A 16,549-nucleotide genomic window follows, 5' to 3' on the forward strand; every position below is an offset into this window, starting at 1 on the left:
AGCGTTCAGCTGGGACCAAGGGTCCTTTTTTATTTCTGGAGCGCGCCGGAGGTCCGGCTGCGCGAGAATGCTTGCGGTACCGAAGACAGGAGTTACCCATGTCCACCAACTCTCCCGATGATCGACCGGAGCGCGACCAGCGGCGACGGGACAGTGGTGACCGTTCGGACCGTGGCGGTCAGCAAGGAGGCCCGCGTCGGTCCAGTGACCATGACCGCGGGGGCCGCAGGGACGGAGACCGTGACCGTGGGTTCCGTCGGGACGACCGTGGTGGCAGCCGGCCGGAGCGCGGCGGCTTCCGGGGCCGCGATGACAGCCGTGGCGGCGAGCGCGGTGGTTTCCGTCGGGATGACGACCGTGGCGACCGGGGTGGTTTCCGCGGTCGGGACGATCGTGGTGGCTTCCGTCGGGACGACCGCGATGACCGTGATCGTGGTGGCTTCCGTCGGGACGACCGCGATGACCGTGATCGTGGTGGCTTCCGCCGGGATGACCGGCGTGACGACCGTGGGGGTGACCGTCGGGACGACCGTGGTGGCAGCCGGCCGGAGCGCGGCGGTTACCGGGGCCGTGACGACAGCCGTGGCGGCGACCGGGGTGGCTTCCGGGGCCGCGAGGACAACCGCGGTGCCGACCGGGGTGGTTTCCGCGGTCGGGACGACCGTAGGGACGACAGCCGTGGTGGTGAGCGTGAGCGTTCCGGCTTCCGTCGGGATGACGACCGGGGTTACGGGCGCCGGGATGACCGGCGTGACGACCGTGGGGGTGACCGTCGGGACGACCGTGGTGGCAGCCGGCCGGAGCACGGTGGTTACCGGGGCCGTGACGACAGCCGTGGCGGCGACCGGGGTGGCTTCCGGGGCCGCGAGGACAACCGCGGTGCCGACCGGGGTGGTTTCCGCGGGCGTGACGATCGTGGTGGCTTCCGTCGGGACGACCGCGATGACCGTGATCGTGGTGGCTTCCGCCGTGACGACCGTGGTGATCGGGGTGGTTTCCGTCGTGATGACAGCCGTGGCGGCGAGCGCGGTGGTTTCCGCGGTCGGGACGACAGCCGTGGTGGTGAGCGTGAGCGTTCCGGCTTCCGTCGGGATGACGACCGGGGTTACGGGCGCCGGGATGACCGGCGTGATGACCGTGGGGGTGACCGTGGTGGCAGCCGGCCGGAGCACGGTGGTTACCGGGGCCGTGACGACAGCCGTGGCGGCGACCGGGGTGGCTTCCGGGGCCGCGAGGACAACCGCGGTGCCGACCGGGGTTACGGTCGGCGTGATGACAGCCGTGGCGGCGAGCGGGGTGGCTTCCGGGGCCGTGACGACCGAGGCCGTGACGACCGTGGGCGTGGACCGCGCCGGGATGACCGGGGAGGGCGGCCGGGCGGGTTCCGCGGGCGCGACGACCGGTACGGAGGCGACCGGTTCCGTGAGGAGCGCGACCGGGACCGCGAGCCCATCAAGCGGCTGCCGATCCCCGAGGACGTCACGGGCGAGGAGATCGACAAGGACGTACGGCAGGAGCTGCAGAGCCTGCCCAAGACCCTCGCGGACGATGTCGCCAAGAACCTGGTGATGGTCGCCCGGCTGATCGACGAGCACCCCGAGGAAGCCTACGGCTACTCCAAGGTGGCTCTGCGGCTGGCGTCGCGTGTCGCCGCCGTACGGGAAGCCGCCGGCTTCGCCGCCTACGCCAACCAGAAGTACTCCGAGGCGCTTGCCGAGTTCCGGGCGGCGCGGCGGATGACCGGGACCGTGGAGCTGTGGCCTCTCATGGCCGACTGCGAGCGCGGAATCGGGCGGCCGGAGAAGGCACTGGACATGGCCGGTGCTCCCGAAGTGCAGAAGCTCGACAAGGCCGGGCAGGTCGAGATGCGGCTCGTCGCGGCCGGCGCTCGGCGTGACATGGGGCAGCTGGACGCCGCCCTCGTGACGCTGCAGAGCTCCGAGCTGGCCTCTCACTCCGTGCAGCCGTGGACCGCGCGGCTGAGGTACGCGTACGCAGATGTGCTTCTCGCCGTCGGACGGGCCGGTGAGGCACGGGAGTGGTTCGCGAAGGCCCTGGAGGCCGACCGGGACGGCAGCACGGACGCTTCGGACCGGCTGGCCGAACTGGACGGCGTGGAGTTCATGGACGTGCTCGACGACGAGAGCGACGACATCGACGCCGATGCCGATGCCGAGGCTTCTGAGAGCAAGGACGAGAGCAAGGACGAGAACGACGCCGACAAGGATTGACGGCTTGCGCCTGTGACGCAGGACGAAGGGGTGGGATCTCCGGTTCATCCGACCGGGAATCCCACCCCTTTCCCTTTCCCGGGTTCCGGGTTCCTGAGCCACCCGTCAGAACGCGCGCAGCACCAGCCCCGACGCCGGCTTGGGCCCGAAGGACGTCGACTTGCGGGGCATCGTCACGCCCTGGCGGGCGAGGTCGCGGACGACCTCCTCACGGACCGGGTGCAGCAGTACCGCCGTACCGCCGTCGCGTTCCGCCTTCTCGACGGTCGCGGCCGTGTCGTGAATGTAGGCGATATGGGCCGGGGAGTCCTCGGGGATGCGCCACACCTGCTTCAGGAGCGTGGAGTGCAGGACCGTGGCGTCCAGGGTGCGCCAGGCCGCCGGGCGGTCGCCGGGGACGGTGCGGGCCAGCAGATCCGGGTCCGGGCGGTCGACGAGGTGGAAGGTGCCGTCACCGGCCAGCAGGAAGGCGTTGCCCGCGCCGGCCGCCTCGGCCAGTACCTCCATGGCGTCCGGCAGCGGGGCGTCCACGCGGCGGACCCGGAACAGGCCGTGGAGGGCGGCCAGCGCGTCCGCGACGGGCAGGCCGTGCAGCAGGCGGTGGATCGCACGGACACGCAGCGGGTACCGGGCCGTGTCGACCAGGAGCACCAGGCCGTCGTCCCAGGGACTGGGGGAGGGGTGCTCCGCGCGGAGCCGGCGGTAGGTGGCCCAGCGGTGGTGGCCGTCGGCGATGAGGGCCTGCTGGCCGGCCAGGTCGGTCCGGACCGTGGCCAGGTCGGCGGGGTCGGTGAGGGACCACAGCCGGTGACGGAAACCGTCCTCCGTGGTGGTCGCGAGGAGGGGAGGCGTCTTGGCCGTGCGCTCGATCAGGTCGGCGGTGGCATCGGTCGAACCGTCGCCGGGGTAGCTCAGCAACAGGGGCTCGAGGTTCGCGGACGTGGCCAGCATCAGGGCCGCGCGGTCGGCGACGACGTGCGGCATGACGTCCTCGTGCGGCAGGACCAGCCGCTCGTCGGGGTCCGAGACGCGCAGGGTGCCGATGATCCCGCGTTGCAGCAGTTCGTCGCCGTCGCGTTGTTCGTAGACGTACAGGCAGGGTTCGGGGTCCGTGGTCAGGACGCCCTCGGCGCGCCAGCGGTTCAGGGTGTCGGCGGCCTGGGCGTTGCGGGCCTCGGGGGTGTCGGCCTCGGGCAGGATCAGCCGGACGATGTTGTGCGGGTCGGCGGACTGCAGATGGTGCAGGCCGTCGGGGCGGACGACGACGTCGTACGGCGGGGATGTCACGGCGGCCAGGCTGCCGACCCGGTCGGGATCGTAACGAAGGCCTTGGAACGGGGTGAGTTCCAGGCCTCGGCGCGCCTTTGCTTCCGAGGGACCTGCAGTCTTCATCAGGGCATCGTACGGGGCCGGTGGCATGGGGGATGATCGGGGGAAAGCCGTCGAACGAGGAGCGATGCGGAATGAGCCGGAGCGTCAGGACGAGGCCCGAGGGCAGTGGGCAGGCCCTGAGCGAGGCGTACGACACGGCGCTGCTCGACCTCGACGGTGTGGTGTACGCGGGTGGGGAGGCGATCGTCCATGCGGTCGACTCGCTGGCCACGGCCCGCGCGGGAGGCATGCACCTGGCGTATGTGACGAACAACGCCCTGCGCACCCCGGACACGGTGGCCGCGCACCTGACGGAGCTGGGGATACCGACGGACGCCGGAGACGTGATCACGTCGGCGCAGTCGGTCGCGCGGCTGATCAGTGAGCAGGTGCCGCAGGGGGCCAGGGTGCTGGTCATCGGCGGTGAGGGCCTGCGGGTGGCGCTGGGTGAGCGCGGCCTGGTGCCCGTGGAGTCGGCGGACGACGATCCGGTCGCGGTGGCACAGGGGTACGGCGGGCCCGACTTCCCGTGGGGCCGGTTCGGGGAGGCGAGTTACGCGATCGCGCGCGGGGTGCCGTGGTTCGCGTCCAACACGGATCTGACGATCCCCAGCGGGCGGGGCATCGCCCCGGGCAACGGCGCGGCGGTGGAGGTCGTACGGATCGCCACGGGCGCCGAGCCGCAGGTGGCGGGCAAGCCGCTGCCGCCGATGCACCGGGAGACGATTCTGCGCACCGGCGCCGAACGGCCCCTGGTGGTGGGGGACCGGCTGGACACGGACATCGAGGGCGCGTTCAACGGCGGGGTGGATTCGCTGCTGGTGCTGACCGGGGTGACCGACGGGGCGCAGCTGCTGGCCGCACCGCCGCAGCACCGGCCCACCTATGTCGACGCCGACCTGCGCGGGATGCTCACCGGGCAGCCGGAGGTGACCGCGGCGGACGGCGACGGCGGATTTCGGTGCGGAGGCTGGACGGCGGCAGCGGACGGCGGGGCCCTGGCGTTGGACGGGGACGGTGCCGCTCTGGACGGACTGCGGGCGTTGTGCGCGGCGGCGTGGACAGCGGCGGGCGACGGCGTGTGCGCGTTGGACGGAGCGAAGGCGCTGGCCCGGCTGGGGTTGTGAGGCACCCTCGGTGCAGAACCTCAGAACCTCAGAACCTCAGGATCGTGATCGCTTGGGAGGGTAGGCTAACCTAACTGCGTGTTGGTCGACAGTCCTCCCGAACCGCGCGCGGACACTGCCTCCGTGCCCCCGAACCGCCGGGCGATGTTCCGTGTCCTCGGGCTGTTCCTCTCCGCCGCGATCCTGGTGGTCATCGCCCTGGCGAGCATCGCGATCGGGGCGAAGGACCTGTCCCTGGACCAGGTCTGGCACGGCTTGTTCGAGAAATCGGGCACCTACGGTGATGTCGTCGTAGCCGACCGGCTGTCACGGACCCTGCTCGGCGCGCTGGCCGGCGCCGCGCTCGGTCTGGCAGGGGCGGTGCTGCAGGCGCTCACCCGTAATCCGCTCGCCGATCCGGGACTGCTCGGCATCAACGCGGGCGCTTCGGCGGCGGTCGTCACGGCCATCACCTTCTTCGGCGTCACGTCGCTGTCGGGCTATGTGTGGTTCGCGTTCTGCGGGGCGGCCGCGGTCGGGGCCCTGGTGTGGTTCCTCGGCGGCAGCCGGGGTGCGACCCCGGTGCGTCTGGTGCTGGCCGGCACCGCGATCACCGCGGCGCTGTTCGGCTACCTCCAGGCGGTGATGATCCTGGACGAGGCGGCCCTGGGGAGGATGCGCTTCTGGACGGTCGGGTCGCTGTCCTCGGCGAGCGGCCCGGTCATCCGGCAGGTACTGCCGTTCCTGCTGGTCGGGTTCGTGCTGGCGCTGCTGCTCGCCCGGCCGCTGAACGCCATGGCCATGGGCGACGACACCGCCAGGGCCCTCGGCGCCGACCTGAACCGCACGCGGGCGCTGGCCATGCTCGCCGCGACCGTGCTGTGCGGGGCTGCGACGGCCGCCTGCGGACCGATCGTCTTCGTGGGCCTGATGGTGCCGCACGTCGTGCGCTCGTTCACCGGACCCGACCTGCGCTGGATCCTGCCGTACGCGGCGGTCCTGTCGCCGGTGCTGCTGCTCGGCGCCGATGTCCTCGGCCGGGTGCTGGCCCGGCCCGCGGAACTCCAGGTCGGCATCGTCACCGCGATCATCGGCGGCCCGGTCTTCATCTTTCTCGTACGTCGGCGGAGGACGGCCCAGCTGTGAAGACCAACCGTGCTGTGCGGACGCCGGGCGGCCTGTCGTTCCGGATGGACGTGCGGGCCCTCGTCGTCGCCGTCCTGCTCCTGCTCGTGGCGCTCACCGCGAGCGTGGTGCTGATCGGCACCGGCGACTTCCCGATACCGGCCGCCGACGTGATCCGGACCCTGCTGGGCGAGGGCGACCCGGGCCAGGAGTTCATCGTCACCGAACTGCGGCTGCCCCGGGTGCTGGTCGGGCTGCTGGTCGGCGTCTCGCTCGGGCTCGGCGGCGCGCTGTTCCAGTCCATCTCCCGCAACCCCCTGGGCAGTCCGGACGTCCTAGGCCTCGGTCAGGGCGCCACGGCCGGTGCGCTCGTGATGATCGTGCTGTTCTCCGGGACCGCCAACCAGGTCGCCGTCGGTGCGCTGATCGGTGGACTGGTGACCGGGTTCGCCATCTATGTGCTCGCCTGGAAGCGGGGCGTGCACGGATACCGGCTGGTCCTGGTCGGTATCGGTGTCTCCGCGATCGTCACCGCGGTCAACGGCTACCTGCTCACCAAGTCCGACATCGTCGACGCGGCCCGTGCGGTGGTGTGGATGACCGGCTCCCTCGACGGCCGTGACTGGGACCAGGTCTGGCCCCTGCTCGCGCTGTGCGTCATCCTCGTACCGCTGGTACTCGCCAACTCCCGCGGGCTCAGGATGATGGAGATGGGCGACGACATCTCGTACGCCCTCGGGGTCCGGGTGGAGCGCGTACGGCTGCTGCTGATGCTGTCCGCCGTCCTGCTCACCGCGTCCGCGACCGCCGCCTCCGGGCCGGTCGGCTTCGTGGCGCTCACCGCGCCGCAGCTCGCCCGGCGCCTGACCCGTTCGCCCGGACCCAACCTGGTGGCGTCGATGTGCATGGGCGCCGCCCTGCTGGTGAGCGCCGACTGGATCTCGCAGCGGGCCTTCGGTGCCGAGCAGTTGCCCGTGGGAGTGGTCACCGGGGTGCTCGGCGGCGTCTACCTGCTGTGGCTGCTGGTCGCCGAGCGCAAGGCGGGCCGGATATGAGCGCCGGGAGCGCCAGGAACTCCACCACCGCCGGCGGCGGACGGAACAACCGAAGGAGCACCGTGAACCGACTGTCCGCCGAGGACGTCACCCTCGCCTACGACCAGCGTGTCATCGCCGAGCGGTTGTCGGTGGAGATACCGGACAACTCCTTCACCGTGGTCGTCGGCCCGAACGCCTGCGGCAAGTCGACGCTCCTGCGGGCGCTGTCGCGCATGCTGAAGCCCACCCGGGGGAGGGTGCTGCTGGACGGCCAGGTCATCCAGTCGATGCCCGCGAAGAAGGTCGCCCGCACCCTCGGACTGCTGCCCCAGTCGTCGATCGCGCCCGACGGGATCACCGTCGCCGACCTGGTGGGCCGGGGCCGGTACCCGCACCAGGGCATCCTGCGCCAGTGGTCGGCCGAGGACGAGCGGGTCGTCCGGGAGTCGATGGCCCGGACCGGCATCGCGGACCTCGGCGAGCGCCATGTCGACGAACTCTCCGGCGGGCAGCGCCAGCGCGTGTGGATCGCCATGGCGCTCGCCCAGGAGACCCCACTGCTGCTCCTCGACGAGCCGACGACCTACCTGGACATCCAGCACCAGATCGACGTACTCGACCTGTGCGCGGAACTGCACGAGGAGCAGGGGCGCACCCTCGTCGCCGTTCTGCACGACCTCAACCACGCCGCCCGGTACGCCACCCACCTCATCGCCCTGCGCGCAGGGAAGATCGTCGCGCAGGGCGCGCCGAAGGAGATCGTCACCGCCGAACTGGTCGAGGAGGTCTTCGGGCTGAGCTGCCAGGTCATCGACGACCCCGAGACGGGAACGCCCCTGATCGTGCCGGCGGCCCGCAAGGCGCGTGCCGCGGCCGGAACCGGGCGGACCGCGGACCGGCAGGAGAAGGTGGGCGCTAGAGAAGCTTCCTGAGGTGGAACAGGTCGCGCAGACCCGCCTCCAGTTTCACCCGGCCCGAAGCCCAGGCCCTGGCGAAGTGCAGTTCGCCGTCGACCAGGGCCAGCAGGTCGTTCCCCTTCAAGGCGAGCCTGAGCTGGGCCTTCTCGCGCGGAGGACCCTTGAGGGTGTCGTGCACCTCGATCCGTCCGCCGGTGAGGCGGCCGACGAAGGTCACGTCCAGGTCGGTGATGCGACAGCTGACGGAGCGGTCCATCGCCGCAGCCGCGCGGACGTCGCCCTCGGCGTGCCGCATGTTGTCCGAGAGCCTGGTGAGTGCGGCGCGGCACTCCTCGATCGTGGCCATCGCGGACGACGGTACCCCAGCGGTTCGCGGTAGCGTCGGGGCATGAACGACGCAGTACCCCAGCCGGGGGGCACGCAGCCGCCGCCCCCGCGGGCGGAGCCGGCCGCACCGCCGGTCGAGGACACCACTTCCCGTACCGCGCCCGAGTACGCCCCCGCGGCCCCCGCACCCCTGAACGTGCCCCGCACCCCCACCGGCGACGCCGAGGTGGACGCGTGGCTGGAGCGGCTGGCCGACGCCGACCACCTCACCACGGACGGCCATGTCGAGGTGTACGAAGATGTGCACCGGGGGCTGCGCGACGCGCTCACCGCACTCGACGCCCGCCCGGGGCCGCCGGCTCCCACCCCTCACCGAGGCCCTTCGGGCCACCAGCCCACCCGTCACCCGACCACCACCCCTCACCGAGGCCCTTCGGGCCACCAGTCCAATTCGCCGCACCGACAGGGGAGCTGAACCGAACGTGGCAGGAGTCGCACGCCGCCGTCTCGACGCGGAGCTGGTCCGCCGGAAGCTCGCGCGCTCGCGTGAACACGCCGGCCAGCTGATCGCCGCCGGGCGGGTCAGTGTCGGCAAGACCGTCGCGACCAAGCCCGCCACGCAGGTGGAGACCGCCGCCGCGATCCTCGTCGCCGAGGACGCCGGCGATCCGGACTACGTGTCGCGCGGCGGCCACAAGCTCGCCGGCGCCCTCGAGGCCTTCGTGCCCGGAGGGCTGATCGTCGAGGGACGGCGGGCGCTGGACGCCGGCGCCTCGACCGGGGGCTTCACCGACGTCCTGCTGCGGGCCGGGGCCGCGCACGTGGTCGCCGTGGACGTCGGATACGGACAACTCGCGTGGTCTCTCCGAAACGATGAACGCGTCACCGTCAAGGACCGTACGAACGTGCGGGAGTTGACGCTTGAAGCAATCGATGGGGAGCCAGTGGATCTTGTCGTGGGGGATCTTTCCTTCATCCCGCTCGGGCTGGTCCTGCCCGCCCTGACACGGTGCGCGAGGCCGGACGCCGATCTGGTGATGATGGTCAAGCCGCAGTTCGAGGTGGGCAAGGAGCGGCTGGGCAGCGGCGGAGTCGTACGCAGTCCGCAACTGCGCGCCGACGCCGTACGGGGGGTGGCCGCCAAGGCCTGGGAGCTGGGACTGGGGGCGAAGGGCGTGACGGCGAGCCCGCTGCCCGGACCCTCGGGGAATGTCGAGTACTTTCTGTGGCTGCGGGCCGGAGCTCCGGAACTGGACCCGGCCGACGTTGACCGTGCAGTGGCGGAGGGGCCGCGTTGACACCGAATCGAGTTCGTACCGTTTTCCTGCTCGCCCACACCGGCCGCCCCGCGGCCATCCGCAGCGCGGAACTCGTGGTCAAGGGGCTGCTGCGTTCCGGGCTCGGGGTGCGGGTGCTGGAGACCGAGGCACAGGACCTGCCGCTGCCGGACGAGGTGGAGACCGTCAAGGAGGCCACACCCGAGTGCCTCGACGGCTGCGAACTGCTGATCGTGCTGGGCGGTGACGGCACGCTGCTGCGCGGCGCGGAGTTCGCCCGTGCCTCGGGGGTGCCGATGCTCGGCGTGAACCTCGGCAGCGTCGGATTCCTCGCCGAGGCCGAGCGGGACGACCTCGACAAGGTCGTCGACCGGGTGGTGAGCAAGGCGTACGAGGTCGAGGAGCGGATGACCGTCGACGTCGTCGTGCACCGCAACGGCACCATCGTGCACACGGACTGGGCGCTGAACGAGGCGGCCGTGCAGAAGGTGTCCGCCGAGCGGATGCTGGAGGTCGTGCTGGAGATCGACGGGCGGCCGGTGACCGGATTCGGCTGCGACGGGATCGTGTGCGCCACCCCGACCGGATCCACCGCGTACGCGTTCTCCGCGGGCGGGCCCGTGGTGTGGCCGGAGGTCGAGGCGCTGCTGATGGTGCCGATCAGCGCGCACGCGCTGTTCGCCAAGCCGCTGGTGACCTCGCCGGACTCGGTGCTGGCCGTGGAGGTCCTGCCGCACGTTCCGCCGGGTGTGCTCTGGTGCGACGGGCGGCGGACCCTGGAGCTGCCGCCCGGGGCGCGGGTCGAGGTGCGGCGCGGCGCGGTGCCGGTACGACTGGCCCGACTGCATCACGCCTCGTTCACGGACCGGCTGGTCGCGAAGTTCGCCCTGCCGGTCTCGGGGTGGCGGGGGGCTCCGCAGTAGGGCCTGCCCGGCGGAGCAGGCCGCAGGAAATCGGCGGCGTCCTCATCGGCGCGGGTGAGAGAGGGCGATGAGGGTCCCTTCCGTTCATGGGGCCCCTTCTGCTCACGGGGGACAAGCCGGGAGTGCGGGAGCGTCCTGCCGCAAGGCGGAGGAGGGGGTGCCCGCCTCCGCGTCTGCGGCGTGATCCGCCGGACAAGCCCTGAGGCGGTGCGTGGTCGGATCTCCCGGGGAGGGGGTCCCACTCATGGGTGACGGCCTGCCACGATCCCGGACAGGTGGGGGGCGGCGTCGCACAGCGCGAGGAAAACCTCGTAAGGTCTGGGACGTGTTGGAGGAGATGCGGATACGGTCGCTCGGAGTCATCGACGACGCCGTGGTCGAGCTGTCACCAGGCTTCACCGCCGTCACCGGTGAAACGGGCGCGGGCAAGACCATGGTGGTCACCAGCCTCGGGCTGCTGCTGGGCGGAAGGGCGGACGCGGCCCTGGTGCGGATCGGTGCCAGAAACGCGGTCGTCGAGGGACGGATCGCCGTGCCCGAGGACGCCGCGGCCGTCGTGCGCGCGGAGGAGGCCGGGGCCGAGCTCGACGACGGGGCGCTGCTGATCAGCCGTACCGTTTCCGCCGAGGGGCGCTCACGGGCGCACCTGGGCGGGCGGAGCGTGCCCGTGGGGCTGCTCGCCGAACTCGCCGACGACCTGGTGGCCGTGCACGGGCAGACCGACCAGCAGGGGCTGCTGAAGCAGTCCCGGCAGCGGCAGGCGCTCGACCGGTACGCGGGCGACGCGGTCGCCGGTCCGCTCGCCAAGTACACCGGGGCGTACAAGCGGCTGCGGGCCGTCGCCGCGGAACTCGAACAGATCACCACGCGCGCGCGTGAGCGGGCCCAGGAAGCCGACATGCTGCGCTTCGGGCTCGACGAGATCGCCGCTGTGGAGCCACGCGCCGGTGAGGACGTGGAGCTGGCGGAGGAGGCCGAGCGGCTCGGTCACGCCGAGGCCCTGGCGTCCGCCGCGCACGCCGCGCACACCGCCCTCGCCGGCAACCCGGAGGACCCCGAGGGCATCGACGCCGGAACGCTCGTCGCGGGCGCCCAGCGGGCCCTGGAGGCCGTCCGGGCGCACGATCCCGCGCTGGCCGCGCTCACCGACCGGATCGGTGAGGTCGGCATCCTGCTGCGCGACGTGGCCGGGGAGCTCGCCGGGTACGCCGAGGACCTGGACGCCGACCCGCTGCGGCTGGCGGCCGTCGAGGAACGGCGGGCCGGGCTCACCGTGCTGACCCGCAAGTACGGCGAGGACGTCGCCGCCGTGCTGGCCTGGGCCGAACAGAGCGCCGCGCGGCTCACGGAACTGGACGGGGACGACGAGCGGATCGAGGAACTCACCGCCGAGCGGGACGGCCTGCGCGCCGAACTGGGCGGGCTGGCGCAGGCGCTGTCGGAGGCACGGACCGAGGCCGCGGAGCGGTTCGCGGCGGCCGTCACCGCGGAGCTGGCGTCCCTCGCCATGCCGCACGCGCGCGTGTCGTTCGACATCCGGCAGACGGAGGACCCGGACGGCGTCGAGGTCGGCGGGCGCACCGTCGCCCACGGGCCCTCGGGTGTGGACGAGGTCGAGCTGCTGCTGGCCCCGCACCCCGGGGCGCCGCCCCGGCCCATCGCCAAGGGCGCGTCCGGCGGTGAGCTGTCGCGCGTGATGCTGGCCGTGGAGGTCGTGTTCGCCGGGACGGACCCGGTGCCGACGTATCTGTTCGACGAGGTCGACGCCGGTGTCGGCGGCAAGGCGGCCGTCGAGATCGGACGGCGGCTCGCCAAACTGGCGAAGAGCGCGCAGGTCGTGGTCGTCACGCATCTGCCGCAGGTGGCGGCGTTCGCCGACCGGCAGCTGCTGGTGGCGAAGACCGACGACGGGTCGGTCACCCGGTCCGGCGTGAAGGTGCTCGAAGGGGAGGAACGGATCCGGGAACTGTCCCGGATGCTGGCCGGCCAGGAGGACTCCGAAACGGCCCGGGCCCACGCGGAGGAACTCCTGGCGACGGCCCGCGCGGACGGCTAGCCGTCGTACCTCCCGGCGCCTCGGCCGACGGGAGGCACGTCCGCACTCGTACGGGTGAAATTCCTCTCCGGTCCGGTGCAGGCGGGCGCTCCCGTCGTTCCCGCGATCCCCTCGTGTCCTGGCATGCTGGGCGGAGCACGCGTAGGAGACCGTGCGGTACACCCCCTCCGCACGGTCCTTCTGTACGTTCTTCGGGACCATCCGACCCGCACCAGGAGCTCGGCCACGTGACCCCCGTGAGCAGCCACTCACCGCACGGCCAGTCGCCGCTGCGCACCGTGCAGGTGCTGGGCGGCGGCAACGCCGCCACCAGCGCCCATGTGCGCTCACTGGCGGCGGGGCTCGTCGCACGGGGCGTGCGGGTCACGGTGTGCGCCCCCGCCGAGGCGGAGCACACCCACGACTTCACGGGCGCCGGCGCCGGCCATGTGCACGTCCCGCGCAGCAGCGACCCCGGCTCGGTGGCCGCCCTGCGGACGGCCTGCGCGAACGCCGACCTGGTGCACGCGCACGGACTGCACGCCTCCTTCCGGACCGTGCTCGCCCTCAGCGGCCGGCCCACCCCGCTGATCGTCACCTGGCACGACCGGCCGCCCGCCGACGGCGCCCGCGCGCACTTCCTGCGGCTGCTGGAGCGGAGGGTCGCCAAGGCGGCCACCGTGCTGCTCGGAACCACCTCCGCCCTGGTCGACCGGGCCCGCCGGACCGGAGCGCGGGACGCGCGGCTGGCGGCCGTGGCCCTCCCCGTGCCCCGCACGGCCGCGGAGCCGGAGGACCCCGACGGGGCGCGGCTCAAACTGCGTGCCGAACTCGGCGCCGTCGGCCGCCCCTTACTGGTCGCGGCAGGCCCCCTCGAACGGCGCCGTGGCCACCACACCCTGCTGGACGCCACGCACGGGTGGCGCCGTCTCGACCCCGTGCCGCTGCTCGTCGTCGCGGGGGAGGGCCCGCTGCGCGGTGAACTCCAACGGCGGATCACGGACGAGGAGCTGCCGGTCCGGCTCATCGGACGACGCGACGACGCCACCGGGCTGCTCGAGGCCGCGGACCTCGCGCTGCTGCCGAGCCGGGGGGAGGGGCGCTCCGTGCTCGCCCAGCAGGCCCTCCACGCGGGTGTGCCGCTCGTCGCGACCAGGGCCGGCGGCATGCCCGAACTCGTCGGCGACGCCGCCGAACTCGTCCCCCATGGCAACGCGCGTGCGCTCGCCGACTCCGTCGTACGGCTGCTGGGGGACCCGCTGCGCCGGGAGGAACTCAGGGCCAAAGGTTCCCGGCAGGCGGCCGGGTGGCCGACGGAGGACGAGGCGGTGGCCCAGGTGCTCAGTGTCTACGACGAGTTGACGCAGTACCGCCCGTTGATCTGACGTCACCCGCCGCGTCAGGGCATGTGCCGCCGTGCCCGCGGGGCCAGGCTCAGGGTCAGGACCGTGTGCGGGTCGTCGAGGTCACGGCCGGCCGGTTGTACAGCGTCTGGCGGTTCAGGCGCGGTTCGCGGGCCGTCTCCGCCTTGCGGCCCGCGGAGGCCGGACAGGTCTCCGAGGTGGGCAGCAACGGCGGCCGCGAGCGGCGGTCGTGGTCCAGGACCGGGCCGATCGCGCGGTCCACGAAAGCCGCCGGGTCCGGCTGGTCGCGCGGCCGCCACATCAGCAGGTCGATGTCCAGGCGGCGGGCGTCGGACCAGGGACGGTCCGGCGGCCCCTGCGCCGCACCCGCGGTCCGGGCCGCGTGCCGCAGACCCGCCGACGCCCGGTCACCGGCCGCCCCGACCACCACTACGGGCAGCCGCGCCCCCGGCGACATCATCCCCGTCCGCTCCGCCCCGGCACGCAGTGCCGGCGCCCCCGGTCCGCGAGCACCGGCCGTTCCGTCTGCGCGCGCAGCCCGAGCAGCAGCGGCACCCACCCCTCCACCGGCCGCACACCCAGCAGCACGGGCCCCCGAGTGAGGCCGGCTTTTCGGCGACCCACGGGCCGGCACCGCCCAGCCGCCGCCCATGCCCCGGACGCCACCCGTGCGCACGGGCGCACGGGCCGTCGGGCGGTTCCTCAGCCCCCGTACGCTCCCGACGCCGTCAGGCGCAGGGCCGTGTCGATGAGGGGGACGTGGCTGAAGGCCTGGGGGAAGTTGCCGACCTGGCGCTGGTTGACCGAGTCCCACTCCTCGGCGAGCAGACCGAGGTCGTTGCGCAGGGCCAGCAGCTTCTCGAACAGCCGGCGGGCCTCGTCCACGCGGCCGATCATCGCCAGGTCGTCGGCCATCCAGAACGAGACGGCGAGGAAGGCGCCCTCGTCCCCCGGCAGCCCGTCGACGCCTTCGTCGACGCCCTCCGTCGGGTAGCGCAGGATGAAGCCGTCCGGGGTGGACAGCTCGCGCTGGATCGCCTCGATGGTGCCGATCACCCGCTTGTCGTCCGGCGGCAGGAAGCCCACCTGCGGAATCAGCAGCAGCGCGGCGTCCAGCTCCTTGGAGCCGTACGACTGCGTGAACGTGTTGCGCTCCTTGTCGTAGCCCTTCTCGCACACGTCCCGGTGGATGTCCTCGCGCAGTTGCCTCCAACGCTCCAGCGGGCCCTCCACCTCACCGGACTCGATGAGCTTGATGGTGCGGTCGACGGCGACCCAGGCCATCACCTTGGAGTGCACGAAGTGGCGACGCGGACCGCGCACTTCCCAGATGCCCTCGTCCGGCTCCGTCCAGTGCTTCTCCAGGTAGGTGATCAGCTTCACCTGGAGCAGGGACGCGTAGTCGTTGCGGGCCAGGCCCGTCATGTGGGCCAGGTGCAGGGCCTCGGTGACCTCGCCGTACACGTCCAGCTGGAGCTGGTGCGCCGCGCCGTTGCCGACCCGGACCGGGGTCGAGTTCTCGTAGCCGGGCAGCCAGTCCAGCTCCGCCTCACCGAGCTCGCGCTCACCGGCGATGCCGTACATGATCTGCAGGTTCTCCGGGTCCCCGGCCACCGCGCGCAGCAGCCACTCGCGCCAGGCGCGGGCCTCCTCGCGGTAGCCGGTGCGCAGCAGCGAGGACAGGGTGATCGCCGCGTCACGCAGCCAGGTGTAGCGGTAGTCCCAGTTGCGGACGCCGCCGATGTCCTCCGGCAGGGAGGTGGTGGGCGCGGCGACGATGCCGCCGGTCGGGGCGTAGGTGAGGGCCTTCAGCGTGATCAGGGAGCGGATCACGGCCTCGCGGTAGGGGCCGTGGTACGTACAGTGCTCCACCCACTCCCGCCAGAACTCCTCGGTCGCCTCCAGCGACTGCTCCGGCTCCGGCAGCGGCGGCGGCTCCTTGTGCGAGGGCTGCCACGAGAGCGTGAAGGTGATCCGATCGCCCGGCGCCACCGTGAAGTCCGAGTACGTCGTCAGCGACTCCCCGTACGTCTTGGCGGGTGTGTCGAACCACACCGAGTCCGGGCCCGCGACGGCGACCGTGCGTCCCTCGTGCCGGTGCACCCACGGCACCACCCGGCCGTAGGAGAAGCGCATCCGGAGCGCCGAACGCATCGGCACCCGGCCCGAGACGCCCTCCACGATGCGGATGAGCTGCGGGGCGCCGTCGCGCGGGGGCATGAAATCGATCACCCGGACCGTGCCGTGCCCGGTGTCCCACTCCGACTCCAGGACCAGCGAGTCACCGCGGTAGCTGCGCCGGGTCGCGGCCTGCGGCGGGGCGTCGGAGGCGTGCGCCGGGCCGATCCGCCAGAAGCCGTGTTCTTCGGTGCCCAGTAGGCCGGCGAAGATGGCGTGCGAGTCGAAGCGGGGCAGGCACAGCCAGTCGACTGTGCCGTCCCGGCAGACCAGGGCGGCGGTCTGCATGTCTCCGATGAGTGCGTAGTCTTCGATGCGCCCGGCCACGTGCAACTCCAGTCGAACGGCCACGTCACCCCACGAGGGGGCTGTCGCTAGTGCGGTCAAGGGGACAGTGAATGGTGCATGACGTCATACGTCGTTGAGCGACGAAGCAAAGCAGTCGCTCAGCCATGAATGCAAAGCGCCGATTGTTCAGTCAACGAACTGACGAGCTTTCGTTGTTCCGGTGTGACGGGCTGGGGTGGTGCCGTCCGGCCGGCCGGGCTCGACAGTGGGGTGTCCGAGCAGGATACGACGCACGTGGAGGGTCTGTGTGCCGCTCCGGACAACGCACCACCGCCGAACGGGTGAGCAGCGGGTGATGGGCCCGTGAGAG

Annotated in this window: 14 protein-coding genes and 1 pseudogene; 10 read left to right on the forward strand and 5 right to left on the reverse strand. The window is 72.3% G+C overall.

Going from position 1 to position 16,549, the window contains the following annotated elements:
• Positions 1-92 precede the first annotated feature (92 nt).
• Positions 93-1,595 carry a hypothetical protein gene (locus ACTWJ9_RS26670; protein WP_443294856.1) on the reverse strand — a complete coding sequence of 501 codons (1,503 nt, stop codon included), beginning with the start codon at positions 1,593-1,595 and terminating at the stop codon, positions 93-95.
• On the opposite strand from ACTWJ9_RS26670, the gene ACTWJ9_RS26675 reads away from it, so the two are divergent.
• Entirely contained in the window at positions 1,569-2,231 is a 663-nt protein-coding gene (locus tag ACTWJ9_RS26675; RefSeq protein WP_443294857.1) for a hypothetical protein, read from the forward strand. The two genes, ACTWJ9_RS26670 and ACTWJ9_RS26675, sit on opposite strands and share 27 nt — an antisense overlap.
• Positions 2,232-2,336: 105 nt before the next feature.
• Here the strand turns inward: ACTWJ9_RS26675 and ACTWJ9_RS26680 are convergent, their stop codons facing one another.
• Positions 2,337-3,623 carry a DUF1015 domain-containing protein gene (locus ACTWJ9_RS26680; protein WP_279336813.1) on the reverse strand — a complete coding sequence of 429 codons (1,287 nt, stop codon included), beginning with the start codon at positions 3,621-3,623 and terminating at the stop codon, positions 2,337-2,339.
• 71 nt (positions 3,624-3,694) lie between these two features.
• Here ACTWJ9_RS26680 and ACTWJ9_RS26685 point away from each other — a divergent pair, with 71 nt between their 5' ends.
• The 4 genes from ACTWJ9_RS26685 (at position 3,695) to ACTWJ9_RS26700 (ending at position 7,802) form a co-directional block, all read left to right on the forward strand.
• Positions 3,695-4,729, forward strand: coding sequence for an HAD hydrolase-like protein (locus ACTWJ9_RS26685; RefSeq protein ID WP_279336814.1), 1,035 nt, complete (start codon positions 3,695-3,697; stop codon positions 4,727-4,729).
• Between the two features lie 78 nt (positions 4,730-4,807).
• Entirely contained in the window at positions 4,808-5,854 is a 1,047-nt protein-coding gene (locus ACTWJ9_RS26690) for a FecCD family ABC transporter permease (protein WP_443294858.1), read from the forward strand.
• Positions 5,851-6,888 (forward strand): FecCD family ABC transporter permease, encoded by a 1,038-nt coding sequence (locus ACTWJ9_RS26695; protein WP_443294859.1) that lies wholly within the window; start codon positions 5,851-5,853, stop codon positions 6,886-6,888. Before ACTWJ9_RS26690 ends, ACTWJ9_RS26695 begins: the two co-directional genes overlap by 4 nt.
• Positions 6,885-7,802 carry an ABC transporter ATP-binding protein gene (locus ACTWJ9_RS26700; protein ID WP_443294860.1) on the forward strand — a complete coding sequence of 306 codons (918 nt, stop codon included), beginning with the start codon at positions 6,885-6,887 and terminating at the stop codon, positions 7,800-7,802. Before ACTWJ9_RS26695 ends, ACTWJ9_RS26700 begins: the two co-directional genes overlap by 4 nt.
• Here ACTWJ9_RS26700 and ACTWJ9_RS26705 read toward each other — a convergent pair.
• Complete coding sequence (locus tag ACTWJ9_RS26705) at positions 7,786-8,133, reverse strand: SCP2 sterol-binding domain-containing protein (RefSeq protein ID WP_279336818.1); 348 nt, start codon at positions 8,131-8,133, stop codon at positions 7,786-7,788. The two genes, ACTWJ9_RS26700 and ACTWJ9_RS26705, sit on opposite strands and share 17 nt — an antisense overlap.
• Positions 8,134-8,175: 42 nt before the next feature.
• Between ACTWJ9_RS26705 and ACTWJ9_RS26710 the strand changes: the two genes are divergently transcribed.
• From ACTWJ9_RS26710 to ACTWJ9_RS26730, 5 genes are all read left to right on the forward strand, one after another.
• Positions 8,176-8,589 carry a hypothetical protein gene (locus tag ACTWJ9_RS26710; protein ID WP_443294861.1) on the forward strand — a complete coding sequence of 138 codons (414 nt, stop codon included), beginning with the start codon at positions 8,176-8,178 and terminating at the stop codon, positions 8,587-8,589.
• A 7-nt stretch (positions 8,590-8,596) separates the two neighbouring features.
• Positions 8,597-9,412, forward strand: coding sequence for a TlyA family RNA methyltransferase (locus ACTWJ9_RS26715; protein ID WP_279336820.1), 816 nt, complete (start codon positions 8,597-8,599; stop codon positions 9,410-9,412).
• A complete protein-coding gene (locus tag ACTWJ9_RS26720) occupies positions 9,409-10,314 on the forward strand; it encodes an NAD kinase (RefSeq protein ID WP_279336821.1) in 906 nt (301 codons plus the stop codon). The genes ACTWJ9_RS26715 and ACTWJ9_RS26720 overlap by 4 nt, the downstream gene beginning before the upstream one ends.
• A 337-nt stretch (positions 10,315-10,651) precedes the next feature.
• Entirely contained in the window at positions 10,652-12,370 is a 1,719-nt protein-coding gene (recN, locus tag ACTWJ9_RS26725; RefSeq protein ID WP_279338106.1) for a DNA repair protein RecN, read from the forward strand.
• Positions 12,371-12,597: 227 nt separating this feature from the next.
• The gene (locus tag ACTWJ9_RS26730; RefSeq protein WP_443294862.1) at positions 12,598-13,734 is read left to right on the forward strand and encodes a glycosyltransferase family 4 protein; all 1,137 of its coding nucleotides are present in this window, start codon (positions 12,598-12,600) and stop codon (positions 13,732-13,734) included.
• 14 nt (positions 13,735-13,748) lie between these two features.
• Here the strand turns inward: ACTWJ9_RS26730 and ACTWJ9_RS26735 are convergent.
• Both ACTWJ9_RS26735 and ACTWJ9_RS26740 read right to left on the reverse strand, forming a co-directional pair.
• Positions 13,749-14,362 (reverse strand): annotated as a pseudogene (locus ACTWJ9_RS26735) (PucR family transcriptional regulator); the annotation flags it as partial.
• Positions 14,363-14,415: 53 nt separating this feature from the next.
• Complete coding sequence (locus ACTWJ9_RS26740; protein WP_279336823.1) at positions 14,416-16,218, reverse strand: glycoside hydrolase family 15 protein; 1,803 nt, start codon at positions 16,216-16,218, stop codon at positions 14,416-14,418.
• Positions 16,219-16,549 lie beyond the last annotated feature (331 nt).

Origin of the sequence: Streptomyces sp. GDS52 (assembly GCF_052246875.1) — a bacterium.
GTDB lineage: Bacteria > Actinomycetota > Actinomycetes > Streptomycetales > Streptomycetaceae > Streptomyces > Streptomyces cathayae.

Bases quoted from the DNA above. Each gene is read 5' to 3' on its own strand.
- ACTWJ9_RS26675 (WP_443294857.1), top strand. From the start codon at position 1,569: ATGGTCGCCCGGCTGATCGACGAGCACCCCGAGGAAGCCTACGGCTAC.
- ACTWJ9_RS26680 (WP_279336813.1), bottom strand. From the start codon at position 3,623: ATGAAGACTGCAGGTCCCTCGGAAGCAAAGGCGCGCCGAGGCCTGGAA.
- ACTWJ9_RS26685 (WP_279336814.1), top strand. From the start codon at position 3,695: ATGAGCCGGAGCGTCAGGACGAGGCCCGAGGGCAGTGGGCAGGCCCTG.
- ACTWJ9_RS26700 (WP_443294860.1), top strand. From the start codon at position 6,885: ATGAGCGCCGGGAGCGCCAGGAACTCCACCACCGCCGGCGGCGGACGG.
- ACTWJ9_RS26705 (WP_279336818.1), bottom strand. From the start codon at position 8,133: ATGGCCACGATCGAGGAGTGCCGCGCCGCACTCACCAGGCTCTCGGAC.
- ACTWJ9_RS26710 (WP_443294861.1), top strand. From the start codon at position 8,176: ATGAACGACGCAGTACCCCAGCCGGGGGGCACGCAGCCGCCGCCCCCG.
- recN (WP_279338106.1), top strand. From the start codon at position 10,652: ATGCGGATACGGTCGCTCGGAGTCATCGACGACGCCGTGGTCGAGCTG.